The sequence below is a fragment of the Rhodococcus sp. W8901 genome (genome assembly GCF_013348805.1).
Classification (GTDB): domain Bacteria; phylum Actinomycetota; class Actinomycetes; order Mycobacteriales; family Mycobacteriaceae; genus Prescottella.
The window spans coordinates 1,053,448-1,076,698 of sequence record NZ_CP054690.1; the positions used below are offsets into that span (position 1 = coordinate 1,053,448).

Annotated in this window: 23 protein-coding genes, 2 pseudogenes and 1 riboswitch; of the genes and pseudogenes, 14 read left to right on the forward strand and 11 right to left on the reverse strand. The window is 66.8% G+C overall.

Going from position 1 to position 23,251, the window contains the following annotated elements; genetic code table 11:
• Positions 1 to 6: 6 nt before the first annotated feature.
• The 5 genes from HUN07_RS04940 to HUN07_RS04960 all read left to right on the forward strand — a co-directional run bounded on the left by HUN07_RS04940 (position 7) and on the right by HUN07_RS04960 (position 3,083).
• Positions 7 to 441 carry an HIT family protein gene (locus HUN07_RS04940; RefSeq protein ID WP_114720979.1) on the forward strand — a complete coding sequence of 145 codons (435 nt, stop codon included), beginning with the start codon at positions 7 to 9 and terminating at the stop codon, positions 439 to 441.
• Complete coding sequence (locus HUN07_RS04945; protein ID WP_174908281.1) at positions 429 to 1,442, forward strand: 1-aminocyclopropane-1-carboxylate deaminase/D-cysteine desulfhydrase; 1,014 nt, start codon at positions 429 to 431, stop codon at positions 1,440 to 1,442. The genes HUN07_RS04940 and HUN07_RS04945 overlap by 13 nt, the downstream gene beginning before the upstream one ends.
• A 16-nt stretch (positions 1,443 to 1,458) precedes the next feature.
• Positions 1,459 to 1,821: a DMT family transporter gene (locus tag HUN07_RS04950; RefSeq protein ID WP_174908283.1), complete on the forward strand. Its 363-nt coding sequence runs from the start codon at positions 1,459 to 1,461 to the stop codon at positions 1,819 to 1,821.
• Positions 1,818 to 2,144 carry a DMT family transporter gene (locus HUN07_RS04955; RefSeq protein ID WP_174908285.1) on the forward strand — a complete coding sequence of 109 codons (327 nt, stop codon included), beginning with the start codon at positions 1,818 to 1,820 and terminating at the stop codon, positions 2,142 to 2,144. The genes HUN07_RS04950 and HUN07_RS04955 overlap by 4 nt, the downstream gene beginning before the upstream one ends.
• A gap of 147 nt (positions 2,145 to 2,291) precedes the next feature.
• A complete protein-coding gene (locus HUN07_RS04960) occupies positions 2,292 to 3,083 on the forward strand; it encodes a methyltransferase (RefSeq protein WP_174908287.1) in 792 nt (263 codons plus the stop codon).
• Positions 3,084 to 3,091: 8 nt separating this feature from the next.
• Here HUN07_RS04960 and HUN07_RS04965 read toward each other — a convergent pair.
• The 5 genes and pseudogenes from HUN07_RS04965 to HUN07_RS04985 form a co-directional block, all read right to left on the reverse strand.
• Positions 3,092 to 4,874: pseudogene (locus HUN07_RS04965) on the reverse strand (AMP-dependent synthetase/ligase).
• Between the two features lie 35 nt (positions 4,875 to 4,909).
• A complete protein-coding gene (locus HUN07_RS04970; protein ID WP_174908289.1) occupies positions 4,910 to 6,328 on the reverse strand; it encodes an aldehyde dehydrogenase family protein in 1,419 nt (472 codons plus the stop codon).
• A gap of 147 nt (positions 6,329 to 6,475) precedes the next feature.
• Entirely contained in the window at positions 6,476 to 6,769 is a 294-nt protein-coding gene (locus HUN07_RS04975) for a SelT/SelW/SelH family protein (RefSeq protein WP_174908291.1), read from the reverse strand.
• Positions 6,766 to 7,398, reverse strand: coding sequence for a TetR/AcrR family transcriptional regulator (locus HUN07_RS04980; protein ID WP_174908292.1), 633 nt, complete (start codon positions 7,396 to 7,398; stop codon positions 6,766 to 6,768). The genes HUN07_RS04975 and HUN07_RS04980 overlap by 4 nt, the downstream gene beginning before the upstream one ends.
• Positions 7,395 to 8,027 (reverse strand): TetR/AcrR family transcriptional regulator, encoded by a 633-nt coding sequence (locus tag HUN07_RS04985; RefSeq protein WP_174908294.1) that lies wholly within the window; start codon positions 8,025 to 8,027, stop codon positions 7,395 to 7,397. Before HUN07_RS04985 ends, HUN07_RS04980 begins: the two co-directional genes overlap by 4 nt.
• Before the next feature lie 295 nt (positions 8,028 to 8,322).
• Here HUN07_RS04985 and HUN07_RS04990 point away from each other — a divergent pair, with 295 nt between their 5' ends.
• From HUN07_RS04990 to HUN07_RS05025, 8 genes are all read left to right on the forward strand, one after another.
• Complete coding sequence (locus HUN07_RS04990; protein WP_254622802.1) at positions 8,323 to 9,207, forward strand: SDR family NAD(P)-dependent oxidoreductase; 885 nt, start codon at positions 8,323 to 8,325, stop codon at positions 9,205 to 9,207.
• A gap of 9 nt (positions 9,208 to 9,216) precedes the next feature.
• Positions 9,217 to 10,050, forward strand: a complete 834-nt coding sequence (locus tag HUN07_RS04995) for a mycofactocin-coupled SDR family oxidoreductase (protein ID WP_174908298.1) — start codon at positions 9,217 to 9,219, stop codon at positions 10,048 to 10,050.
• 57 nt (positions 10,051 to 10,107) lie between these two features.
• Complete coding sequence (locus HUN07_RS05000) at positions 10,108 to 11,370, forward strand: aminotransferase-like domain-containing protein (protein ID WP_114720655.1); 1,263 nt, start codon at positions 10,108 to 10,110, stop codon at positions 11,368 to 11,370.
• Positions 11,371 to 11,439: 69 nt separating this feature from the next.
• On the forward strand, positions 11,440 to 12,603 hold the full coding sequence (locus tag HUN07_RS05005; RefSeq protein WP_114720657.1) for a sugar ABC transporter substrate-binding protein: 1,164 nt from the start codon (positions 11,440 to 11,442) through the stop codon (positions 12,601 to 12,603).
• A 34-nt stretch (positions 12,604 to 12,637) separates the two neighbouring features.
• The gene (locus tag HUN07_RS05010; protein ID WP_174908300.1) at positions 12,638 to 14,149 is read left to right on the forward strand and encodes a sugar ABC transporter ATP-binding protein; all 1,512 of its coding nucleotides are present in this window, start codon (positions 12,638 to 12,640) and stop codon (positions 14,147 to 14,149) included.
• A 46-nt stretch (positions 14,150 to 14,195) separates the two neighbouring features.
• Positions 14,196 to 15,143, forward strand: a complete 948-nt coding sequence (locus HUN07_RS05015) for an ABC transporter permease (RefSeq protein ID WP_174908302.1) — start codon at positions 14,196 to 14,198, stop codon at positions 15,141 to 15,143.
• Positions 15,144 to 15,176: 33 nt separating this feature from the next.
• Positions 15,177 to 16,010, forward strand: coding sequence for a mycofactocin-coupled SDR family oxidoreductase (locus HUN07_RS05020; protein WP_114720665.1), 834 nt, complete (start codon positions 15,177 to 15,179; stop codon positions 16,008 to 16,010).
• Positions 16,010 to 16,420 carry a RidA family protein gene (locus tag HUN07_RS05025; protein WP_114720668.1) on the forward strand — a complete coding sequence of 137 codons (411 nt, stop codon included), beginning with the start codon at positions 16,010 to 16,012 and terminating at the stop codon, positions 16,418 to 16,420. Before HUN07_RS05020 ends, HUN07_RS05025 begins: the two co-directional genes overlap by 1 nt.
• Positions 16,421 to 16,434: 14 nt before the next feature.
• Here HUN07_RS05025 and HUN07_RS05030 read toward each other — a convergent pair whose 3' ends face one another.
• The 6 genes and pseudogenes from HUN07_RS05030 to HUN07_RS27370 all read right to left on the reverse strand — a co-directional run.
• Positions 16,435 to 17,199, reverse strand: coding sequence for a (2Fe-2S) ferredoxin domain-containing protein (locus HUN07_RS05030; protein WP_114720671.1), 765 nt, complete (start codon positions 17,197 to 17,199; stop codon positions 16,435 to 16,437).
• Positions 17,196 to 18,008, reverse strand: coding sequence for an ABC transporter ATP-binding protein (locus HUN07_RS05035; protein WP_114720673.1), 813 nt, complete (start codon positions 18,006 to 18,008; stop codon positions 17,196 to 17,198). Before HUN07_RS05035 ends, HUN07_RS05030 begins: the two co-directional genes overlap by 4 nt.
• On the reverse strand, positions 18,005 to 19,063 hold the full coding sequence (locus tag HUN07_RS05040; protein WP_114720676.1) for a FecCD family ABC transporter permease: 1,059 nt from the start codon (positions 19,061 to 19,063) through the stop codon (positions 18,005 to 18,007). Before HUN07_RS05040 ends, HUN07_RS05035 begins: the two co-directional genes overlap by 4 nt.
• The gene (locus HUN07_RS05045; protein ID WP_174914446.1) at positions 19,060 to 20,004 is read right to left on the reverse strand and encodes an ABC transporter substrate-binding protein; all 945 of its coding nucleotides are present in this window, start codon (positions 20,002 to 20,004) and stop codon (positions 19,060 to 19,062) included. Before HUN07_RS05045 ends, HUN07_RS05040 begins: the two co-directional genes overlap by 4 nt.
• A gap of 73 nt (positions 20,005 to 20,077) precedes the next feature.
• Positions 20,078 to 20,262, reverse strand: a riboswitch (cobalamin riboswitch).
• A 12-nt stretch (positions 20,263 to 20,274) separates the two neighbouring features.
• On the reverse strand, positions 20,275 to 21,738 hold the full coding sequence (locus HUN07_RS05050; protein ID WP_114720679.1) for an MDR family MFS transporter: 1,464 nt from the start codon (positions 21,736 to 21,738) through the stop codon (positions 20,275 to 20,277).
• A gap of 331 nt (positions 21,739 to 22,069) precedes the next feature.
• Positions 22,070 to 22,378 (reverse strand): annotated as a pseudogene (locus HUN07_RS27370) (hypothetical protein); the annotation flags it as partial.
• Here HUN07_RS27370 and HUN07_RS05060 point away from each other — a divergent pair.
• The gene (locus HUN07_RS05060; RefSeq protein ID WP_114720682.1) at positions 22,366 to 23,250 is read left to right on the forward strand and encodes a phosphoribosylaminoimidazolesuccinocarboxamide synthase; all 885 of its coding nucleotides are present in this window, start codon (positions 22,366 to 22,368) and stop codon (positions 23,248 to 23,250) included. The pseudogene HUN07_RS27370 and the gene HUN07_RS05060 sit on opposite strands and share 13 nt — an antisense overlap.
• Position 23,251: the final 1 nt, after the last annotated feature.

A 23,251-nucleotide genomic window follows, 5' to 3' on the forward strand; every position in this document is an offset into this window, starting at 1 on the left:
ACCAGTATGAGCCACTGCGTCTTCTGCGCCATCGTCGCCGGCGAGGCCGAATCGAGCCTCGTGTACGAGGACGCGCGCACGATCGCGTTCATGGACATTCGTCCGTTCACGCCCGGCCACCTGCTCGTGGTGCCGAAGAAGCACGCAGCGGATCTCGCTGAGTTGGATCCCGATGACGGAGGACGATTGTTCCAGGTGGGGCAGCAGATCGCGGCAGCGTTGCGAGACAGTTCGGTGGCCGCGGAGGGGGTGAACTTCTTCCTCGCCGACGGCGTGGTGGCCGGCCAGGAGGTGTTCCACGTGCACCTGCATGTCGTTCCGCGGACGGTGGGGGACGGGTTCGGGCTGCGGGGCCGGCCCACGGTTCCACCGAGGCCCGACCTCGATTACCTCGCCGGATCGATCCGCGGTCGGGCTGGGTTCGCGGGATGCCTGACGTGACCACGGCACCGCTTCTGCATCAGCGCTTTCCCGAACTCGCAGAGTCGCTGCCCCATGTTCCCCTCGGTGTACCGCCCACCCCGGTCCGCAGGCTCGACGGGCTGGGCACGCGAAACCGGATCTGGGTCAAGGACGACAGCACGTTCGGCTCCGGTGGCTGGGGCGGCAACAAGGTCCGCAAACTGGAGTGGATCATCCCCGACGTTCTGGCGCGGAAGTCGCGGCGGATCATCACGGTGGGCGGGCTGGGGACCAACTGGGGTCTGGCGACCGCGTTGTACGCCAGAGAGTTCGGCATCGAAACGGCGATCGCGCTGATCGATCAGCCCGTCGACGACCATGTGCGGGCGCAACTGGCCCGGCTGCAGCGCTCGGGCGCGACCCTGCACTTCACCCGGAACAAGGTGCGGACGTTCGCGTCCGCACCGTGGTTGATGCTGCGGCACATTCGCGGCGGACGGCTGCCGTACTACCTGCCGCCGGGCGGTTCGTCCCCGATCGGTGCGCTCGGATACGTCGAGGCCGCACTGGAGTTGGCTGCGCAGGTCGAGGCCGGGGATATTCCGGAACCGGCCCACATCGTCGCGCCGGTCGGATCGGGTGGCACCGTGGCGGGTCTGCTGCTGGGTCTGCAATTGGCGGGCCTGCGCACTGGTGTCGTCGCGGTCGTCGTCAACGACACCCTGCCGCTGGGCGCCGCCGAGATCCGGGACCTCGCGGGTCGGGCCGAGTCCCTGCTGCGTCGTCGTGGCGCGCAGCTGGGCGAGATCGACCTCCGCTCGGCCGGTCTGACCGTGACGCGGGAATATCTGGGGCCCGGTTACGGATACGCCACCGCGGAGGGTCGCGCAGCGCAGCGCGTCGGTACCGAGTACCGCGTCCCGCTCGATCCCGTGTACACGGCAAAGGCATTCGCCGGGTTGCTCGAGATCGACGCGAAGACGCGGGTCGACGACGGTCCCATCGTCATGCTCGACACCTTCGGGCCGCGGCCGGACTGACCGATACCGTGGCGCCATGAAATGGTGGCTCCTGTCCGGTGCGATCGTGTGCGAGGTCGCGGCGACGTTGTCGTTGCGCGCCGCGACCGAACACCCCGCGTGGTACGTCCTGGTGGTGACCGGGTACCTCGCGTCCTTCGCGTTCCTCGCGGTTGTGCTGCGTCACATGGCGGTCGGTGTCGCATACGGGATCTGGGGTGCATGCGGGATCACCCTGACGGCGGTACTGGCCACCGTGCTCTTCGGCGATGCACTGACCGCGCTCATGGGCGTGGGCATCGCCCTGGTCATCGCCGGCGTGCTGACCGTCGAACTCGGTTCGCAGGCCGCCGAGAAGGACAGGGTCGGCGACGGCCGGGAGTTGGAAGCGACGCCGTGACCTGGGTGCTGCTCGTCGGGGCGATCATCGCCGAAGTGACCGGTACCTTGTGCCTCAAGGCATCCGACGGCCTCGCCCGGCGGTGGTGGTTGATCCCCACCGGGGTCGGCTATCTGGTGGCGTTCGGCCTCCTCGCCGTCGTCCTCGACCGTGGCATGGCCGTCGGTGTCGCGTACGGCGTCTGGGCGGCCTGCGGTGTGGCGCTCACGGCGCTCCTCGGTCGCGCGATCTTCAAGGACCCGTTGACGCCGCGGATGGGGTTCGGGATCGCGCTCATCGTCGCGGGGGTGCTCGTCATCGAACTCGGTGCCTCAGCGACCTGATCTGTACCGATTCCACCTGGACCCATGTCCAGAAAGGTGTCGTGGAACGCCCCGGTATGTGGTAGAACACGTTCCAGTTCGTTGTTCGTCCGTGGTGGGTGCGTCGTGTGCTCGTGCTGTACCGGCCACGTCCACCGAAGGATCTCGATGCACTGGTACACCGGCAACACCGTCTACGACACCGTCCTCACATGTGCGTTCGTGTTCGCCGCGTTCGTCATCGTCGGCGGGTTCTTCGCGCAGAGTTCGTACGGCAGGTTCTCCTCGACCAACCTCGGTTTCAACCTCAACCCGAAGCTCGGGTGGTGGCTGATGGAGATCCCCGCCACCGTCGTCTTCGCGATCTTCTACCTCACCGGACCCGACCGGTTCGAGCCCACGTCGATGGTGCTCGCCGCGGTCTGGCTGCTGCACTACGCGAATCGTGGCTGGTTCTTCCCGCTGTCGATCCGGCAGGTGCCGGGCAAGCGCAGCACCTTCAACATCTCGGTCATCGCGATGGGCGTCATCGTGACCTCGATGCACGGCTACCTCAACGGCGCGTTCTTCAGCCACGACTACATGCACCAGTACGACACGGCGTGGCTCACCGATCCCCGGTTCCTGATCGGCCTGGCCGTCTACCTGTGCGGGTTCGCGCTGCTGGTGAACTCCGAATCCATCGTCCGCAACCTCCGGGACAAGAAGAACCCCGGCGCGACCGAGTACCGCATACCGGAGGGCGGAGGCTTCCGATTCGTCTCCAGCCCCGCGTATCTCGGCGAGCTGATCGCATGGGCCGGCTTCGCCCTGCTGACGTGGTCGCTCGCGGGCGTCGTCATCTTCCTCATCACTGCCGGCAACCTCATCCCGCGCGCCCTCGCGACGCACAAGTGGTATCGGGACAAGTTCGTCGAGTACCCGACCGACCGCAAGGCGTTGATCCCGGGCCTCGTCTGATCGATTCGTCAGCCCACGTACAGTGCGTCGATCTCGCGGGCGTACTTGGTGTCGATGGGTTTGCGCCGCAGCTTCATCGTCGGCGTGAACTCGTCGCCGCCGGGCTCCCAGATTGTCGGCAGCAGCGTGTACTTCTTGACCTGTTCAACGCGGGAGAGTTTTGCGTTCGCTGCCGTGACGGCACGGTCGATCTCGCCGCGCACCAGTGGATTCGACGCGAGGTCGCCGGGCGACCCGTCCTCGATACCGTTGCGGGTCGCGAAGGTGGCCGCGGCGTCGGGGTCGAGGGTCAGCAGGGCGGTGACGTAGGGACGGTCGTTGCCGATCACCACCGCGCCGCCGATCAGCGAGCTCGCCGCGCGGATCGCGCCCTCGATATTCGATGGCGACATGTTCTTGCCCGCGGCATTGATGATCAATTCCTTCTTCCGGTCCACGATCCGGACGTAGCCGTCGGCGTCGATGGTCCCGATGTCGCCGGTGTGCAGCCGTCCGTCGGCGTCGATGGTCTCGGCGGTCTTGGCTGGGTTGTTCCGATAACCCTTCATGACGACCGGACCGGAAATCAACAGTTCGCCGTCGTCGGCGAGCTCGAGCGTCACGCCCTTTGACGGCCTGCCCGACCGTGCCGATCCGGACAGCATCCGGTCGGTTGATCGAGACTGCTCCGGTGGTCTCGGACAGGCCCCATGCCTCGAGGCACGGAATACCGAGCCCGAGCACGAACTCCAGCGTGTCCGGTGACAGCGGGGCGGCTGCCGATACCGCGACGCGTACTCGGTCCAGCCCGAGTTTCGTGCGGACGGCGCGGAGTACCAGCCTGTCTGCAACGGTGTGCTGGATGCGAAGGGTCCGCGGCACCGGAGCGTGGTCGGACTCCAGTCGGGCCATGCGGCGGCCGACGCCGATGGCCCAGTCCGCCAGACGCCTCTTCGCCGTGCTCGGTTCGTCGGTGAGCGCCAGCTCGATTGCTGCCTTGACCTTGTACCAGACCTGCGGCACGGCGACGAGCACGGAAGGCCGAACCTCCGGCAAGGCCGTAACCGCCTGCTTCGCGTCCGCGAGGGTGGTGACTTGGAGTCCGCCGACGAGGTTGGCGTAGTGAAAGAGCCGGTTCGCGATGTGTGCGTCGGGCAGGTAGGACACGTACCGGTCGTCCGGACCCAAGTCCACGAAGTCACTCACCGCGTCGTACTCGGCGAGGATGTTCGCGTGCGTGAGCTCCACACCCTTCGGCGGTCCAGTGGTGCCGGAGGTGTAGATGATGGTGAGCACATCGCCCGGTTCGACTGCCCGCCAGGAGGCGTCGAAGTCGAAATCCGGGTCGCCGTTCGCCTCGAGATCCGCCAGGTTCATCGTGCCCTCGGCGTCCGCATCCACGCAGACGATCCGCTCGACGGCGGTGCCCTCGACCGCCTCTCGCACGACCGGCAGGAACTGCTCCTCGCAGACCATGACCTTGTTTCCGGCATTGCCCAACACGTATTTCAACTGCTCGGGGGCGAGCGGGTTGTACACGGAGAACGGGGTCGCACTCGCGTGCAGCGCGGCGGTGTCGACGAGATGGAATTCGGGTCGGTTGGTCAGCATGATGCCCACGGTGTCGCCTTGGCGGACACCGAGTTTCGCCAGACCGGAGGCGATCCGGCGGACCCGCTCGCCGTACCGGCGCCAGGTGATGACGACACCGTCGTCGGGGGTGCGGAGCGCCACGGCGTCCGGGTCGGTCGCGACGGTGGACTGGAATGCCTCACACAGTGTCCGAGGTTTCGTACCAGTGACTGGGGGCATCGTGATCCTCCTCGATGTCGTCGACCCCAGCTTTCTCAGGGCCGGTACAGCCTGCGAATCAGCTTGGCCGCGCGGTCGGTGTAGGGCGGGTAGGCGATCCGGAGATCGGGCTTGAACAGCTTGACCAGCACGGCCTTTCGATGGCTGAGTTCATCGAACCCCCACTTGCCGTGGTACCGCCCCATCCCGCTGGATCCCACGCCTCCGAACGGAAGCTGGGGTGCCACGCGCTGGTAGGTGAGGTGATTGACCACCGCTCCGCCGGAGCTGACTTCGGACAGCACCCTGCGGCCGGTCCGGGTGGACTTCGTGAAGACGTAGGCGGCCAGGGGTTTCGGTCGCGCGTTGACGAAGGCGATCGCCTCGTCCAGCGAGTCGACGGCGAGCACCGGCAGGATCGGCCCGAAGATCTCCTCCCGCATGACCGGCTCGTCGGGGCTCGGGTCCATCAGCACGGTGGGCTCGATCGTCAGCGCGGCTCGATCGGATCCGCCGCCGTGCGCAACCGTGGCCTCGGTGTCTGCGAGGTACCCGGCCAGCCGGTCGAACTGATGCTCGTTCACGATCCGCACGCCTCGCCCAGGTGGTCCCGCCCGGAACTCCTCGAGGCTGCGCACTATGTGATGCACCAGCTCGTCCCGGGCGGCGCGCTCGACCAGCACGTAGTCTGCCGCGATGCAGGACTGGCCGGAGTTGAACACCTTCGTCCAGGCGATGCGACGGGCGGTGACGGCGAGGTTCGCGTCCCGCATCACGATCGCGGGGCTCTTGCCGCCCAGCTCGAGGGTTACCGGCGTCAGGTGCGGCGCGGCCCCCGCCATGATCTTCCGGCCGATCTCGGTCCCGCCGGTGAAGACCACGTGATCGAGGCCCTGAGCGAGCAGGTTCTGGGTGGTGCGCCCGTCGCCCTCGACCACGGCGACGGCATCCGGGTCGAGGTACTCGGGCAGCAGTCGGGCCAGCAGGCGCGACGACGCGGGTACCAGCTCCGAAGGCTTGATCACGGCACAATTGCCTGCCGACACGGCGGCGATCAGCGGTCCCAGCGTGACCGTCAGCGGGACGTTCCACGCCCCTATGATCAGCACCACCCCGAGCGGCTCGTACTGCACCCACCCCAGTGCCGGCATCTGGTGCAGCGGCAGTCGCCGCGGCCTGCTGAGCATCCACCGGCGTACCCGTCTGCGTGCGTACGCAGCCTCGAGCCTGACGTCGAGGACGTCGATCATCCAGGACTCGAAGGTGTCGCGGCCCAGATCCTCGGCGAGGGCGCGGGTGATCTCGTCCTCGCGCTCGTTCAGCATTCGTTCGATGCCGCGGAGCTGTTCGATCCGCCACTGCGCGGTTCTGGTGCGTCCGCTCGCGTGCACCTTCCGAAGCCTGGCGACGACTCCCGCGATCACATTCGTGGTGTCCGAATCGGTTGCGCCGGTTTCTGCCTGATCGGTGGTCATGACGGCCTCAGCTCCATTGTGCGGTGGCACAGCTGTATCAGTGCGGCCGACGCGCGACGGGATCGGCCGTTTCACGGGGTGCGGTATCGCCCCATATGTCTCTGATCAACAGTGGTCGCTGATCGAGTGACCGTCAAGACCTCGAGCTCAGTTGTTGTGCTTGCGATCTGCGTGCCCGAGGTCCCGGTCCGGCACGACCGCGTCACGCACCAGCTTCTTGAGTGTCACGATGTCGGGAAAACCGCTGTCGCGCTTACGATCCCACACCAGTGTGTCGCCCGCGGTGACCTGGAAGATCCCGCCGGTACCGGGAATCATTGCCACCTCGCCGAGTTCGGTGCCGAACGTGTTCAGCAATTCCTGTGCCATCCATCCGGCTCGGAGCAGCCAGTTGCATTGCGTGCAGTACGTGATCGTGACGCGGGGTGAGGCGGAGGTCATGGCTCCAGGGTGGCAGACGGACCGCCGGCTACGATCCCGAGCGCGTTCAACCACAGAGTCGTCAGGTGCTCGGACGCCTCCTCCAACGCCGGGGGCTCGCCGAAGACGAACCAGATGTACGCGCATCGTTCCGTCATGGCGCCGAGCATCGCGGCAGCGGCATCGACGTCGAGATTCGCGTCGATCAGGCCCTCGTCCTGCCAGCGAGTGAACGCGCGGCGGGTTCGCCCTTGGTAGTAGCGGCGCCGGTCGGTGAGCGCCCGGCGTGCCTCTGCGCTGGAGAGTGCGGCTTCGCCGAGTACCTTCCAGAAGTCGGAATTGCGTTGGAAGGCTTCAAGGTACAGCAGGTTCGTCTCGGCTATTCGGGCACGCGGTTGATCCGGTCCGGCGACTGGGGACGAGAGTTCGCCGTAGACCTCGTCCTCGACGTCGATGATCAGATTCGTGAACAGCTCGTTCTTGTCCTCGAAGTACCGATAGAACGTACCGACGGAGACGCCTGCTTCTGCGGTGATGTCCGCAACGCGTGCCTGATGGAAGCCCCTTTCGGAGAAGACACGCCGGGCTGCGCGCAGGAGCGATCCGCGGGTGCGTAGCCCCTGGCGGGTCATGGACGTCTTGTCGCTCATTTCGTCAATCCCTCGGTGGCAGCGACAACGACAACGCGGCACCAGAGGTCGGTCAACTGGTCCGCGGCGGCATCGATCGCTGGAGGGCGGTCATCGAGCACGAACCACTGGAAGGCGCATTGTTCGGTAGTTGCGACGAGAGCGAGTGCGGTGAGGTCGACGGGGACGCCGGGCGTGACCAATCCGGCCTCGACCCAGGCGGCGATCGTGTCGCGCACGTGGGCGACATAGACCTCTCGTCGTGCGGCCAGCATGCGGCTGATGTCGCGATTTCCGAGTGCCGCCTGCTCGACTCGTCGCCAGAAGTCGGCGTGGCGTGCGAACTCCTCGAGATAGTGGTGGGCATTCGTGCGAATCCACTGGTGGACGCCGTGTTCCGGTGACCAGGATGCCGGCATGATCGCGGCGTCCAGTTCGTCGAGCATGGCTTCGAAGACGAGTTCCTTCGAACTGAAGTACGTGTAGAAGCTGCCCGACGCGACTCCGGCTGCCGTCGTGATGTCGGTGATGCGTGTGTCGAAGAAGCCGCGATCGACGAAGACGTCTCGGGCGGCCGTCACGAGGAGAGTTCTGGTGGGCGTCGATCCGGTGGTGGATTCGGCCGCACGGGAGTTGCGCTTGTTGTCCATACCCCGCCCTGGTTTGCGCCCCGATCAGGGGCGTTGTCTGTTGCCGGTGCCCGATCCTACTCGGCGGTTCGCTGCCGACCGCCCGGCCCGATGGGTGCTGAGGTGAGGAATTGTTCAACGTGGCTGGAGGCTCCTCCGTGCAGAGTGACGCGGATGGTTCGTGTCCTTGAACGCTGATGTTTAACACAGTGATTCGGCTACACGTGCAAGATCGCATCGAATTCGTCCAGTCGTTGACAACCGTCGACTCCGGGTGGATAGTCGCCTCACCTGAATGGTTCTTCAATAGGCTCGAATGACCCTGGATGTGAGGGCGGTTCAATTGAGAGATCTAGAGGGATCCGTCGCTGTTGTCACAGGCGGCGCCCGCGGTATAGGTGCAGCGATCGCCAAGCGGCTGGCGGCGGCCGGTGTGGATGTCGCGATCTGGGACGCGCCTGAATGGAACGATCCGCCGCTCGGATACGCCCTCGGCGATGAGGCTGACCTGCGGGATATCGAAACGGAAGTCCGTGCGCACGGGCGCCGTGCGCATGCGATCGCCATCGACGTGCGTGACCCGGACGCCGTCGAGTCCGCGGTGGCCGAGACCGTGTCCGCGCTCGGCGGGCTCGACATACTCGTATGTGCGGCGGGCGTGCGGAGTGCTGTACCCGTTGCCGAGATGACCGACGTGCAGTGGGAGTCGGTGGTCGATACCAATCTGCACGGTGCATATCACTGCATCCGGTCGTCGCTCGCGCACCTCGAGTCGTCCGGTTCGGGCCGCGTGGTGATCGTGGCCGCGGAGGAAGGCAGACGCGGTGCTGCCGGACTCTCCCACTACGCCGCAGCAGCGTGGGGGTTGATCGGGCTGGCCAAGTCGTTGGCGCTCGAGTCCGCGGAGTTCGGGCTCGCGGTCAACGTCCTCGCTCCCGGTCCCGTCGATACGACGATGTCGCGGACCTCCGACTTCTGGGCCCTGGCGCAGGCCGGGCGTGCTGGAAACGACCCGGTGGGAGAGGTGAACGAGGAGTCCGCCCGTAGCGCCCTCGAGCTGATTCACCCCAGCAGATCCGCGTACGTGTCGATCGAATCCATCTGTGATGCGGCGATGTTTGTGATCGGGGCAACGGGGCTGGATATGACGGGATCGGTGCTCGATGTCTCGGCCGGATTGGCCGCAACCAATACGGCGTGAGGAGAGGTGATGAGGAGCTTCGAAGGACGAGTCGTCGTCGTGACCGGTGCCGGCAAGGGCCAGGGAGGTTCCCATGCGCTGTCGTTCGCGCAGCAGGGCGCGTCGCTGGTGCTGTGTGATCTGGGACAACAGATCCCGTGCGCGTCGCCGATGTCGACTCCCGAGCAGTTGTCGGAGACGGCCCGGATGGTCGAGTCGGTCGGTGGTCAGTGCATCTCGATGCTGGCGGATACCCGTTCGAGCGCCGACATGGACAAGTTGGTCGGCGCTGCCGTCGAACGGTTCGGCAGGGTCGACGTCTTCGTCGCGAACGCCGGCCTCGCATCGTTCGGCCCGCTTCGCGACATGTCTTATGACGTTTGGCGTGAGGTGGTCGACGTCAACCTCACCGGCGTCGCGACGAGCATTCGAGCGGTTGTGCCGCAGATGATCGAACAGGGGAGCGGGCGGATCATCGCGACGTCGTCGTCGGTCGCGCGAGAGGGCGGGCCCAACAACGCGAACTATGCCGCCTCGAAGTGGGGTGTCATCGGGTTCGTCAAATCACTGGCGATCGAGCTGGCACCGCACAACATCACGGTCAATGCTTTCGCCCCGATGTCGGTGTCGACAGACATGTGTCACAACCAGTTGACCTATCGGCTGTTCCGGCCGGACCTCCGAGAGCCGACGACCGACGACGTGCGTGAGGTGTTCGCAGGACTCAATCCCATGGGTGTTCCGTGGCTCGAGGTGGCCGATGCGAGTGCGGCAGTGCTGTTCCTCGCCTCGGACGATGCCCGGTACGTCACCGGCAACGCCTTCGACGTCGCCGCCGGATGGAACGCATTCCACGTCGCGTAATCACTTCTCGTGCTCCCCCCCGAATTCAGATCTCAGCAACAACGAAGGAGTTCTTCGATGACGATCGACCCGAAGCATCTTCTGTCGGACCTCGCTCAGGGCGGACCTGCCCTGTTCTTCCCGGACCCGCCGACTGCAGTCACGTTCAACTTCGACCAGGGCATCGCCGCCGAAGAGACGTTTCCCATCGAGGACTTCAAGGAGCTGATGGGTGATGTGCTCGACCGTGACGGCGGGTTGGCGCTGGAGTACATCTCGTTCGATTATGACAAGTCCAACGACCAGATCGTCTATCTGCCCTCCTACATCGAACTGATGCTCGGCCACACCGGTCTTCGGGCGGAGCTGGCAACGTGGCTGGGCCGGACCCAGGGGATCGGCGGTCTCGGCGCGGACAACTTCATCCTGACCTCCGGGTCGGTCCAGGCAATCGCTTTGGCGGTCAATGCATTCGTCAACCCCGGCGACGGCGTTCTCGTCGAAGCGGCAACCTTCCCGTATGCAATGCGGTTCATGCAGATGCGGGGTGCCGACATTCGAACGGTCGACATCGACCAGGACGGCCTTGTCATCGAGTCCCTGGAGGCACGTCTGGAGGAGTTCCGCCGGGACGGCGTGAAACCGAAACTGCTGTATGTGATTCCGACATTTCAGCTTCCGACATGTGTGGTGATGCCGGAGGAACGCCGTCGGCGCCTCCTCGAGATCGCCGAGAAGTGGGAACTGATCGTTCTCGAGGACTCGATCTACGCCGATCTGCGCTACGGCGGAGATCCGGTGCCCTCACTCCGAAGCATGGACACCTCCGGTCTGGTCATCCAGTCTCACGGGTTCTCGAAGGTCCTCGCCCCTGCACTGCGTCTCGGGTGGATGTGCGCATCCGAGCAGATGATTCACGCGTTGGCCTCGGTCCGGCAGGACCTGGGCGTCAGCCAGTGGATGTGCCGGATGATGGCCGACTACCTTGCCCAGAACAAGCTCGATCCGCACATCGAGAGGGCAAACGCCGTCTATCGCCGCAAGCGCGACATCGCGGTGCAAGCCGTGCGTGAGCATTGCGGCGGTCTGGTCGACTTCGATGTGCCTGACGGGGGCTTCTATCTGTGGTTGCGGATCGACGACTCGGTGGACTGGGATCGAGCCCAGCACGCCGCTGCGATGAGTGGCGTCTTCTGTCGACCCGGCGAGAAGTTCCTCGGAAGGGAAGCGGGGCAGGGCTATCTGCGGCTGGCGTACAGCCATGCCCCCGACCACGAGATCGAGCGCGGGATCAAGGCGCTCGGTGACGCCATCACCTCCAACGTCCGGGCCACCGCATAGTCCGAAAACTCTGGAGCCTGCCCCGAGTTCTGCGGTGGGCACTCCATCGACCGAGTGAGAGGGATTGACATGACCGTGTCGGTAACACAGCGATCCACGCGCCGTCGCCTGTCGAGGATCATGCTCGGCGTTCTCGGGGCGGTGACGGCGACCGTCATGCTCGTCGGATGCGCCGGCGCCACCGGTGACACCGCAACCGATCCGGGTTCTGATCCGGCTGGTAGCGAGTGGTTGGCCGCCGCTCAGGATGCGGCGCAGGCCGCCACCACGGTTCCCACCGTCATCCGAGCGGCCCAGCTCGGTCCGGTGACCCCACCTGCGACCCGCACCATCTTCTTCGTCGGGTGTGACCAATCGATACCCGGATGCGTTGCACAGGTGGCAGGGGTTCAGGAAGCGGCCGCTGCCCTCGGATTCACCGTGAAGGTGTGCGACGCGAAGGCCGACGTCGCGTCCTTCCAGAACTGTATGAGCCAGGCGGTGAACGCCAAGCCCGACGTGATCGTCAACAATGCCCGGCCCGCGGCGGATGCCGCCGAGGCGTACGCCGGGGCGCACGCCGCCGGGATTCCCGTCATCGGCCAGTTCACCTCGGAGCAGCCCGATCCCGCCAAGGGAAACACCGTCGAGGTTGGCAACGTCTGCCGTCAGGAAGGCGAAATGCTCGGCAACTTCATCGTCGCCGAAAGCGGTGGTAAGGCCGACGTCGCAGTGTTCGCCGACACCGTCTACGGGTGCAACGGGCAGCGCGCAGAGGGAATCGAGGCCGCCCTCGACAAGTGCGACTCGTGCAAGACCACGATCAAGCGATTCTCGGCGGCCACGGCGCAAACGGACCTACCTCCCGCACTCCAGGCGGCCATCCAGTCGAATCCGAAGCTGAACTGGATTGTAGGAACACCCGGATTCTCCGGTCTGATGGCATCGGACGCGGTTCGTCAGGCGGGCAAGGCCGACTCCATCTCGGTCGGAACCTTCGACGGCGACGAACCGTCACTGGCGCTGGTGCGCAAGGGTGACATCATCAAGGCCGACGTTGCCTCGGGTGTGTACGAGAACGGGTGGACTGTCGTGGACGCGGCCGTGCGTCTCGCCGCCGGTCAGTCGATCCCGGACGGGATCTCGAACCCGACCCAGCTCCTGATGACCCAGTCGAGCGTTCCCCAGAACGGAACCTACGAGGGTGCAACGGGTTTCCGAGAGCAGTTCGAGACGCTGTGGGGTGTCGCGTGATCTCGGATGCGCCGGGTAGAGGTGAGGGTGCGTGATGACGGCTCTCGAAATGGCCGCTATCACCAAGACCTATCCGGGACAGCGCGCGCTCGACAATGTGGACTTCGCGGTCGCAGCCGGGGAGATTCATGCCCTGCTCGGCCACAACGGATCGGGAAAGTCGACGCTCATCAAGGTGATGTCGGGATATCACCTACCGGATTCGGGAGCGGGAGGTTACTCGGTAGCCGGGAAGCCGATCAGGTTCGGCGACGTGGCCGGGATACGCAACGCGGGAATGCGGTTCATCCACCAGGACATCGGGATGGTCGAGGGCCTGACCGTCCTCGAGAATCTGAGGCTCGGTGTCGGGAACTACGACGCCCGCCGCCTCGGTCGCATCAAATGGCGCCGTGAACGTGAACTGGCGAGACGCAGCCTCGAAGAACTGGATCTGGGCCACATCGACCTCGACGCCCCGCTCTCGGATCTGACCGCCGTGGAGCGGACCGAGGTCGCGGTCGCCCGAGCCCTCGGGGACCAGAGTTCGGTGACGGTGCTCATCCTCGACGAGGCGACGGCGGCGATGCCCTCCGAGCAGGTCGGCAACTTGTTCCGCCTGGTCCGTCGGCTCGTCGAGCGCGGCGTGGGAGTCGTCTACGTGACCCACCGGCTGGAGGAGGTCCTCGAAATCGCGGACCAGGTGACCGTCCTCCGGGACGGCAAGGTGGCCCTGCGCTCGCGGGTTGCCGACCTGACGGGAGCGGAACTGGCGCGGGTGATCGCGGGCACGGAGTTGACGCCCGTGCGAAGCCCCCGGAACGAGGGCCGGGTGCGGGGCGATACTCGTCTCGAGTTCGTCGACGTGATTGCAGGCAGGGAATTGAAGGGCGCCAGCTTCTGTGTGCGAGCCGGCGAGGTTGTCGGCATCGCGGGACTCACCGGATCCGGAGTGCACGAGGTAGTGCGACTGCTGCAGGGCGGTGCCCGAGTGGTCTCGGGGGAGGTGAGGGTGGAAGGGCGACCCGTGGGTCGATTCGGAACCCGGCCGATGCGCGAACACGGAGTGGCAGTACTGCCCGGCGAGCGGCGCCTCAAGGCGATCTTCACGATGTCGGTGGCCGAGAACATGACGATATCGAGGCTCCGGCCGCTGTGGCGCAGGGGAATCCTCAGCCGGCGAGCGGAACGGACCGAGGTACTCGCCGGGATCGATCGCTTCGGCATCCGCCCGGGAGACCCGGACCGGCCGATCGAACTGCTCAGCGGCGGCAACGCCCAGAAGGTGTTCGTTCTCCGCTGGCTGCGCATCGATCCGCGTGTACTCGTCCTCGAAGAACCTACGCACGGTGTCGACGTCGGAGGATCAGCGGAAATACTCCGAGTCGTGTCCGAATCGGCAGCGCGGGACGGCATCGCAGTCCTGCTCTGTTCGTCGGATACCGACGACCTCGCAGCAGCGTGTGATCGCGTCCTGGTGTTCCGGGACGGGTCTGTCCAAGCAGAGCTACAGGAGGAGGAGATCACTCGTGAAAGAATCGTTGGACTCTGTTACGCCCCGTCCTGATCTCTCGGCGCGCGACATCGCCGGGACTCGTGCCAGACGCACGTCCGTGAACTCGCTCGCATCGAAATGGGCCGGCCCGGCGCTGCTGCTCGCGATGATCATCGGATTCACGATCGCCCTCCCCGGCGTATTCCTCACCAGCAGCAATCTCGTTGCGGTGGTGAACAACCAGGCGATCGCCGCGATAGTTGCGCTGGGGCTGCTGTTCCCGCTCGCTGCCGGTGTCTTCGACATCTCGATCGGAGGTGTGATCACGCTGTCGGTGATCTCCTCCGCGTCGATGTTCCAGGCGACCTCCGGCAGGATGCCGGTGATCGCGGTCATCGTCGTCACCCTCCTGGCCGGATCGCTGGCGGGATTCGTCAACGGCCTCCTCGTGGTTCGACTCCAGATCGATCCATTCATCGTGACTCTGGGAACCGGCTCGGTCTTCCTCGGGCTGTCCCAGCTCGTCGCGAACGGCAAAGCGGTATCGGAGAACATCCCGACCGCATTCACCGACCTCGGGCGGGGTGAGATCCTCGGGATACCCAACCCCATCGTGTGCGTCATCGTGCTGGCGGCGATCGTGTACTACGTCCTCGAACACACCCCGCTCGGGCGCATGATCTATGCGACCGGCGCCGGTCGTGAGGCCTCGCGGTTGGCGGGGGTGCCGACGGATCAAATTCTCTACCTTGCATTCTGGGCTTCGGCATTCTGCGCAGCCCTGGCCGGACTCGTGTACACGGCCCGCATCGGCACGGGGCAGCCGGATGTCGGCGGACAGTATCTGTTGCCGTGTTACGCGGCCGCCTTCCTGGGATCGACCATGATCAAGCCGGGACGATTCAACGTCCCAGGTCTGCTCGTCGGTCTCGCGATCATCGCAATCGGAATCAACGGACTGCAGCTGTGGGGCATCCCCTTCTGGGTCATCTCCACCTTCCAGGGCGGCGCTCTTGTCCTCGCCGTGGTCCTCACCAAGATTCGCAAGACCCCGAAGACGACCTGACCGGAACGACAGAAGGTACGAGAGGAGAACCCGATGGGCAATCTGGATGGCAAGGTCGCTTTCGTCACGGGAGCCGCACGCGGGCAGGGGCGCTCACACGCGCTGGCCCTCGCGCGTGCGGGTGCAGACGTCGTCGTGTCCGACATCTGCCGCGACCTCGATTCGATCCGTTACGCACTCGCCACCGAGGATGATCTCGCCGAGACGGTCCGCCTCGTCGCAGAGGTGGGGCGGAAATGCCAGCCCTTCGCTCTCGATGTGAGGGACGGCGACGCGCTCGACGACGCGGTGTCCGAGACGGTCGACCGTTTCGGCTCACTCGACATCTGTGTCGCGAACGCGGGAATCTGTGGGCATGGAAAGTTCTGGGAGATAACCGATTCCATGTGGGATGAGATGATCGGAGTCGATCTGACCGGAGTGTTCAAGACGCTCCGTGCCGTCACGCCCACGATGGTGGGGCAGGGACGCGGACGGATCGTAGCGACCGCCTCGATGGGCGGTCGCATGGGCAACCCGAATCTGGCCCACTACGTGGCCGCGAAGTGGGGCGTCATCGGCCTGGTCAAGACCCTGGCGCTCGAAGTGGCCGAACACGGGATCACCGTCAACGCGGTGTGCCCGGCAACTGTCGACACGCCGATGGTGCACAACGCATCGATGTACGAGTTGTTCTGTCCAGGGCTCGATTCCCCGGACCGCAGCGACGTCGAGCCCATCTACTCACGGATGAGTCCCATGCGGACACCGTGGGTCGATCCGCAGGACGTCTCGGACGCAGTGCTCTATCTGGTCTCGGACCAGGCGCGCTACGTCACCGGGTCGACGCTCGACGTCTGTACCGGCGCAACGGCCGGGATGCCCTGATGACGCAGATCTCCGAATCGAGCGGGGTGCAACGAGGGTTCAGCCCACCGCATCTGACGTTTGCCGGGATGTCGCAGTCCGTCCGGTGTGGGGGACTCGTCCTCGTCTCCGGTCAGGTCGCACTGGGCGACGACGGAACGGTGGTCTCCGACGATCCGCGCGATCAGGCCGAACAGTGCTTCGCCAACATCGAGTCGGCCCTCAGCCTTGCCGGTGCGCGCGTCTCCGATGTCGTCAAGCTCGTCTGCTACCTCACCGACGCCTCATATTTCGGTGCCTACAGCGACGCCAGGGCGAAGTGCCTCGGTGACAATTCGCCTGCCGGTACGGCCGTCGTGGTGGCGAGTCTGCTGGATCCGGCGATGCTGATGGAGGTGGAGGCGTGGGCTGTCGTACCGCAGCCCGATTGAGTGGTGACGCGGAGCTACTCGGCGGGGTCCAAGGATCGCCGCGCACCGTGCCACTCGGTGACGGGACGTCCCTCGACGAGGTGCTCGTCGACGAATCGCTCGACCCGGTCGGCGTGCAGTGCGGCGTACCAGGTGTTGTCGGGGTACACCACGGCGACCGGGGCCTGCGAGCACGGGAACAGGCAGCCCGTCTGGGTGACGAGGACGTCGTCGTCACCCAGACCGCGGGCCTCGAGCGCGTGGTCGAGCGCCTGCGCGGCCTCCGGACCGCCGCGGGCCGAGCACCGCGGACCCCGGCACACCAGGACGTGCCGTGCGAAGCCGGGCACCTCGTCCCAGGCAGGGGAGGTCAGGGGAGCGGTGGTGGTGCGCGCCGGGGTGGTGGGGCCCGAGATCGCGGCGTCGAGCAGGTCGGCGTAGTTCGCGTTGTCGGAGAGCGGATTCGCGACCCGCACGTCGGGAATCCGTTCCTCGGAGTGCTCGCGGGAGTGCTCGCGCAGCCAGTGCCCGATGACGCGGCGGAACCACGCGTCGATCTTGCGGTCCAGCACCGTCTGGGCGCTCACCACGACGACCTCGGTCGCGCCGGACGCGGTCGCCTCGTCGAGCGCCGTGGTGACGGATGTTCCCGAGCCGCCGAGCACCGCCGTCACGAAGACGGTGTCCGGGTGCCGGTCCTGCAGGGTGCGCAGCGCCCCGAGTACCTGGTCGCGGGGATCGGCGCCGCGATCGGTGGGCGCGGTGACGACCACCCACCGGTTCTGCGCAATCGTGTTCATGAGAAAGACCTTTCGGCTGCCGCGTCGACGGTGCCGCACAGCACCACCATCGGACGGCCCGTTCGTGGATGGGGTTGCACCAGGGCGTCGAGGCCGTACACGTCCGCCAGCAGTTCGGCGGTGAGTACCGACTCCGTCGGGCCCTCGGTGACGACCTGGCCGTCGCGCAGCACCACAAGGTGATCGCAGTACATGGCGGCCAGGTTCAGGTCGTGCATCGCGGCGACTGTGGTGAGCCCGCGGGCCCGGATCAGTTCGAGCAGTTCCAGCGACGCCGAGACGTCGAGGTGGTTGGTGGGCTCGTCGAGTAGCAGCACACAGGGGCGCTGCGCGAACGCGCGGGCCAGCTGGGTCTTCTGCTTCTCGCCGCCGGACAGGCTCTGCCACAACCGGTGTCGCAGGTCGGCGATGCCGGCCGTCGCGAGGCAGTCGGTGACGAGTTCACCCGTGCCGAGTGCGGCGGGGCGGGCCCAGCCACCGCGGTGCGGAATGGCGCCGAGTTCGACGATCTGTTCCACCGTCAGGTCCAGTTCGGTGGCCGAATGCTGTTCCACCAGTGCGACGGTCCGGGCGAACTCGCGCCGGTGCATCGCGGTCGCCGGGACGTCGCCGATCAGCACCCGTCCGCTGTCGGGACGTTCGAGCCGGGCGATGGCCGACAGCAGCGAGGTCTTGCCCGATCCGTTCGGCCCGATCAGCCCGGTGACCCGACCGTCCGGGGCCGTGCACGACACCCGGTCGAGGATCCGCGTGCCTCCGGCCGACCAGGTGACGTCCTCGACCCGGATCTCGGGAGAGTGGTGCGTCATGAGGTGGCTCCCCGTCGTCGGAGCAGCCACACGAACGCCGGCACCCCGACGACCGCGGTGACGATACTGATCGGCAGTTCCCGCCCGGGCATGACCGTGCGGGCGGCGATGTCGGCCCACACGAGCAGCAGGGCGCCCACCAGAGCGACCACCGGGAGCAGGCGCGCGTGCAGCGGCCCGACGAGCATCCGGGCCGCGTGCGGCACCACGAGCCCGACGAAGCCGATGATGCCGGCCTGCGCCACCAGCGCCGCCGTGCACAGTGACGCCACCGCGTACAGCACCCAGCGCGACCGCTCGACGTTGGTGCCGAGGCTCGCGGCGGCACGCTCACCGAACGCGAACGAGTCCAGTACCCGGCTGTACGCCAGGAAGATCGTCATCGTCGCGGCGACGACGACGACGATGCCGACCAGACCCGACCAGCGCACGCCGGCCACCGAGCCCAGGGTCCAGTTCAGCACCCGGTGGGCGGAGTCGCGGTCGCCGAACAACACCAACGCCGACGTCAGTGCCGCGGTCAACTGCCCCACCGCGATACCGGCGAGGACGAGTCGACCGGGCAGCAGCGCCCCGGACCGGGACGTCGCGATGACGAACACCAGCAGCAGGCTCCCTAGGGCACCGAGGAATGCGGCGGACGACACGGCGCCGAATCCCAAGGCGCCCACCGCGCTCGCGCCGGTCGTCAGTGCCAGGACCGCACCCAGTGACGCGCCCCCGGACATGCCGAGCAGGTAGGGGTCGGCCAGCTGATTGCCGGTCAGCGACTGCAGCACGGCGCCGCACAGGGCGAGCCCCGCGCCGATCGCCGCGGCCGCCAGCACCCGCGGCATCCGCAGGTCCACGACGATGTGGGTGGTGAGCAGATCGGTGCCCGGGCCGATGCCGAGGCGTCCGGCGATCGACTCGACGACCGTGCCGATCGACAGGTCGGCCGCACCGATCGCGACCCCGGCCGCGCAGCTCACTGCGAGCAGCGCGACCAGGATCACCGACCAGCCGGTGCTGGTCGTCGCGGCTACCCGGGCCGGCACCCGGGTCGTCGGACTCATGCCCCGTTGTCGCCCAGCTGTTCGGCGACCAGGCTCGCGCCCTCGATGGTGCGCGGTCCCGGCGTGCTCGCCGAGAACGGGACCACGACGAACGCGTCGTCGCGAACGGCCTTCAGATCCTTCAGGGCCGGGTCGCTCCGCATGTAGTTCTTCTTCTCCTCGGCCGTGTCCCACGACGCGTCCGCGAGGACGATGACGTCGGGGTTCGCGGCCAGCACCGTCTCCCAGCTGCCGTCGAGCCACGCGCCGTCGGCATTCGCGAAGATGTTGGTGCCGCCGACCGCATCGATGATCAGCTGCGGTCCGCCGGCGTTGCCGCCGACGTACGGGGTATCGGTGTTGCTGTCGTACCAGAAGATGCTCTTGCCCTTCGCGGGCGCCGCAGCCTCGATGCCGCTGAGGGTCTCGCGCATCTGTGCGACGACGGCGTCGGCCTCGGAGTTGCGGCCGAACAGGGTCCCGTAGTCGGTGATCTCGGTGCCGATCGAATCCCAGGACACGGCGGGACGGGTCGACTTGTCCTTGCAGCCGAACGGGGAGACGTAGGTGGCGACACCGAGGGCGTCGAACGACTCGTGCGAGCCGACGGCCTTGTCGTCGAACGCGCTCGAGTACGACGCGAGCACCAGGTCGGGCTTGACCTCGAGCAGGGCCTCGCGGCTCGGGTAGTCCTTCTCGTCGAGCGCCGGGACCTGCGCGTAGGCGGAGGCCCACTGCGGCGCGATGGTGTCGTCGAGGTAGGCCGTGCCGGCCATCCGGTCCTGGGCGCCGATCGACAGCGCCGTCTCGGTGGCGCCCTGGTTGAGGGTGACGCCCCGCTCGGCGGGGCCGTCGAGGGTGACGGTCCGACCGCAGTTCTGCAGGGAGATCGCAGCGGTGTCGGCGTCGGAGTCCGACGATCCGCCGCACGCGGACAGCGTGAGTACGGCAGTGATCGACAGTGCCGCGGAGGAGATGACTCGGTGTGAAACAGGGGTACGCAAAGCGACCCGCCTTCCATGACTCGTGGAAAACGTGCTGGTGTGCGTCACGGCCGGTCTCCTGGCTCGGCAGGGATAGCCGCCGGCTACGCCTTCCCGGATGCGTGCGCATCCAGTGGCTGGGGTCGAACCCCTAGTAGTCGACGTACCTGCCCACAGTGGCGAGTACCGCGCCGGCTTCAACCGGACTTCCCGAACACCGTGACAACATCGTGAAGAATAGACGACGGGTCAGGCGGCGCTGTCCGCCTTGTCTGCTTCCTCGGCCTCCTCGGCCTCCTCGGCTTTCTCGGCCTTCGGCATCAGCGCCGACGACACGGTCAGCAGCACCGCGATCCCGAACAGGCCGAGGAACACCAGATGGATGGCTTCGGACAGGTCGCCCGGATCCGGTTCGGCCGTGTCGCCGACCCGCGAGTTCACCAGCGCTCCGAACACCGCGACGCCCACGGCGCTGCCGATCGAGCGCGCGAACATGTTGGTCGAGGTCACCACGCCGCGTTCGGTCCAGTCGACGCTGGTCTGCGCCGCGATCAGCGTCGGGGTGGCGATCAGGCCCATCCCGGATCCGATGACGAAGCATGTCGCGCCCACCTGCCACACCGGTGAGCCGTCCGAGAGCAGCAGCAACAGCGCGGTGCCGACGAGTGCGAGGGCGCTGCCGATCAGCGCGGTGGTGCGGAACCCGACGCGCAGGTACAGCCGTCCGGCCTGGGATGCGGCGATGGGCCAGCCGATGGTGAGCACTGCGAGCGCGAAGCCCGCTACGAGCGCGCCGGTGCCAAGCACGCCCTGCACGAACGTCGGCACGTACGACGTGAGGCCCATCAGGATCGCGCCGACGGACAGCGACACCAGGCTGCTCGCGACCAGCACCCGGCGGGTCAGCATGTGCAGCGGCAGGATCGGTTCGGCGACGCGGCGCTCGACGAGGACGAACCCGACGAGCAGCAGCGCCCCGACGACGAAGATGCCGATACCCATCGGGGACAGCCACTCCCACGACTGGCCGCCCTCGAGCAGTCCGAGGATCATCAGCGCGGCGCCGCCGGTGAGCAGGATTGCGCCGGGGTAGTCGATGCGTCGCCGCGCGGCGGTGGTCTTCTCGGTGAACTTGCGATGCAGCATCCACGCCGCGATCGCGCACAGCGGAAGGTTGACGAGGAAGATCCAGCGCCACGACAGGTACTCGGAGAACACGCCGCCCAGCGTCGGGCCCAGGACGGCGGACATGCCCCACACGCTCGCGATGTAGCCCTGCACCTTCGCGCGTTCGGCCACGGTGTAGATGTCGCCGGCGATGGTGAGGCTCATCGGCTGCACCGCCCCGGCGCCCAGACCCTGGATCGCGCGGAAGACGATCAGCGCCGGCATGCTCCACGCGAGGCCGCACAGCAGAGAACCGATCGCGAACAGCGCGATGCCCAGCAGCATGATCGGTTTGCGGCCGAACACGTCGGACAGCTTGCCGTAGATCGGCACCGAGACCGCCTGCGCCAGCAGGTACACCGAGAACAGCCACGGGAACTGCGAGAACCCGCCGAGATCGCCGACGATGGTGAGCACCGCGGTCGCGATGATCGTGCTGTCGAGCGCGACGAGGGACGTGCTGAGCATCAGCGACAACAGGATCGGGCCGCGTTCCGAGCGCAGTCCCACCGATGCCCTGGCTGCGGCGGTCGTGTCGGTCGCCATCACTCTCCTGTAGATCGATGCCGAGGTGGATCAGCCGACCGTGTCCCGGCGCACACCAAGTCTGAAACAAGGCTAACGATCTTCGGTGCGGTCCTATTCCCGACGCCACCCACCCCGCGTTTCGCGCACTTATCGTGCAAATCCGGTCTCGGAAGGCGCGACAAGTGCGCAAAACGCGGGAGAACGGGGGACGGGGGAGTCGGGGTCGGTCGTCGTGTTCGGTGAAGTCGCGGTCGTGGTCGGCGGCCTTGCCGTACCCGGTCTCGCTGACACCGCGCTTCCAGTGGCCGATGACGAGCGTCGACTTGCGGTCGAGGCCGACGTTGTGGCGCAGGTGGCGGCGCAGGTCGAGCACGACGGCCGACTCGGCGGACACCCACGCGAACACCTTCTCGTCCGGGGCGTCGGGGAACGCGTGACGCCACCACCGGCCGCGGCGCCGATCGTGTCGCCCGGTCGCGCCCGCTCCGCCCAGGCGCTCGCTAGCCCCTCGTCGCCGTCCCGGACCGAGGCGACGGTGATCTCGGCGGGCAGTCGGTGATAGGAGGACGGCATGTTCTGCAGACACTGACCAAGCGGTTGCGTGCTGTGGGGCGCGCCGATTCGCCGGACCGATAGGGTAGCCACGTGCGTCCTTCACTCGATTCCTACACCCACCTGGCCGGCGGCAAGGTCCGCGATCTGTACACGATCGACGACGAGCACCTGCTGCTGGTCGCGAGTGACCGGATCTCGGCCTACGACCACGTGCTGACCACCCCGATCCCGGACAAGGGGCGCGTGCTCACCGCGATGAGCGTCTTCTTCTTCGAGAAGTTGGGCGGCACCAACCACCTCGCCGGTGACCCGCTCGACGAGCGCATCCCCGAGGAGGTGCTCGGCCGCGCGTTGGTGGTGCGCAAGCTGAACATGGTCCCCGTCGAGTGCGTCGCCCGCGGCTACCTCACCGGTTCGGGGCTGCTGGACTACCAGAGCACCGGCGCCGTGTGCGGCGTCGAACTGCCGGAGGGCCTGGTCGAGGCGAGCAAGCTGCCGGATCCGATCTTCACGCCCGCCAGCAAGGCCGACCTGGGTGACCACGACGAGAACATCGACTTCCAGGCCGTCGTCGACAAGGTGGGTCGGGATCTCGCGGTCAAGCTGCGCGAGGACACCCTCGACATCTACTTCCGAGCGTCGTCGTTCGCGGCCGACCGCGGCATCATCCTCGCGGACACCAAGTTCGAGTTCGGTCTCGATTCCGACGGCAACCTGGTCCTGGCCGACGAGGTGCTGACGCCGGACTCGTCGCGCTACTGGCCGGCCGACGGCTACGAGCCGGGCAAGGTGCAGCCGAGCTTCGACAAGCAGTTCGTGCGCAACTGGCTCACCAGCCCCGCGTCGGGCTGGGACCGCGCCTCGGACACCCCGCCCCCGCCGTTGCCGCAGGAGATCGTGGACGCGACCCGCGCCCGCTACATCGAGGCCTACGAGCGCATCTCGGGTCTGTCCTTCGAGGATTGGGTGGGCTGAG

What these genes read in the sequence shown, in the direction of transcription:
- HUN07_RS04940 (WP_114720979.1), top strand. Translation starts at nt 7, where the DNA reads ATGAGCCACTGCGTCTTCTGCGCCATCGTCGCCGGCGAGGCCGAATCG.
- HUN07_RS04945 (WP_174908281.1), top strand. Translation starts at nt 429, where the DNA reads ATGCCTGACGTGACCACGGCACCGCTTCTGCATCAGCGCTTTCCCGAA.
- HUN07_RS04950 (WP_174908283.1), top strand. Translation starts at nt 1,459, where the DNA reads ATGAAATGGTGGCTCCTGTCCGGTGCGATCGTGTGCGAGGTCGCGGCG.
- HUN07_RS04960 (WP_174908287.1), top strand. Translation starts at nt 2,292, where the DNA reads ATGCACTGGTACACCGGCAACACCGTCTACGACACCGTCCTCACATGT.
- HUN07_RS04970 (WP_174908289.1), bottom strand. Translation starts at nt 6,328, where the DNA reads ATGACCACCGATCAGGCAGAAACCGGCGCAACCGATTCGGACACCACG.
- HUN07_RS04975 (WP_174908291.1), bottom strand. Translation starts at nt 6,769, where the DNA reads ATGACCTCCGCCTCACCCCGCGTCACGATCACGTACTGCACGCAATGC.
- HUN07_RS04980 (WP_174908292.1), bottom strand. Translation starts at nt 7,398, where the DNA reads ATGAGCGACAAGACGTCCATGACCCGCCAGGGGCTACGCACCCGCGGA.
- HUN07_RS04985 (WP_174908294.1), bottom strand. Translation starts at nt 8,027, where the DNA reads ATGGACAACAAGCGCAACTCCCGTGCGGCCGAATCCACCACCGGATCG.
- HUN07_RS04990 (WP_254622802.1), top strand. Translation starts at nt 8,323, where the DNA reads ATGACCCTGGATGTGAGGGCGGTTCAATTGAGAGATCTAGAGGGATCC.
- HUN07_RS04995 (WP_174908298.1), top strand. Translation starts at nt 9,217, where the DNA reads ATGAGGAGCTTCGAAGGACGAGTCGTCGTCGTGACCGGTGCCGGCAAG.
- HUN07_RS05000 (WP_114720655.1), top strand. Translation starts at nt 10,108, where the DNA reads ATGACGATCGACCCGAAGCATCTTCTGTCGGACCTCGCTCAGGGCGGA.
- HUN07_RS05005 (WP_114720657.1), top strand. Translation starts at nt 11,440, where the DNA reads ATGACCGTGTCGGTAACACAGCGATCCACGCGCCGTCGCCTGTCGAGG.
- HUN07_RS05010 (WP_174908300.1), top strand. Translation starts at nt 12,638, where the DNA reads ATGACGGCTCTCGAAATGGCCGCTATCACCAAGACCTATCCGGGACAG.
- HUN07_RS05020 (WP_114720665.1), top strand. Translation starts at nt 15,177, where the DNA reads ATGGGCAATCTGGATGGCAAGGTCGCTTTCGTCACGGGAGCCGCACGC.
- HUN07_RS05025 (WP_114720668.1), top strand. Translation starts at nt 16,010, where the DNA reads ATGACGCAGATCTCCGAATCGAGCGGGGTGCAACGAGGGTTCAGCCCA.
- HUN07_RS05030 (WP_114720671.1), bottom strand. Translation starts at nt 17,199, where the DNA reads ATGAACACGATTGCGCAGAACCGGTGGGTGGTCGTCACCGCGCCCACC.
- HUN07_RS05035 (WP_114720673.1), bottom strand. Translation starts at nt 18,008, where the DNA reads ATGACGCACCACTCTCCCGAGATCCGGGTCGAGGACGTCACCTGGTCG.
- HUN07_RS05040 (WP_114720676.1), bottom strand. Translation starts at nt 19,063, where the DNA reads ATGAGTCCGACGACCCGGGTGCCGGCCCGGGTAGCCGCGACGACCAGC.
- HUN07_RS05050 (WP_114720679.1), bottom strand. Translation starts at nt 21,738, where the DNA reads ATGGCGACCGACACGACCGCCGCAGCCAGGGCATCGGTGGGACTGCGC.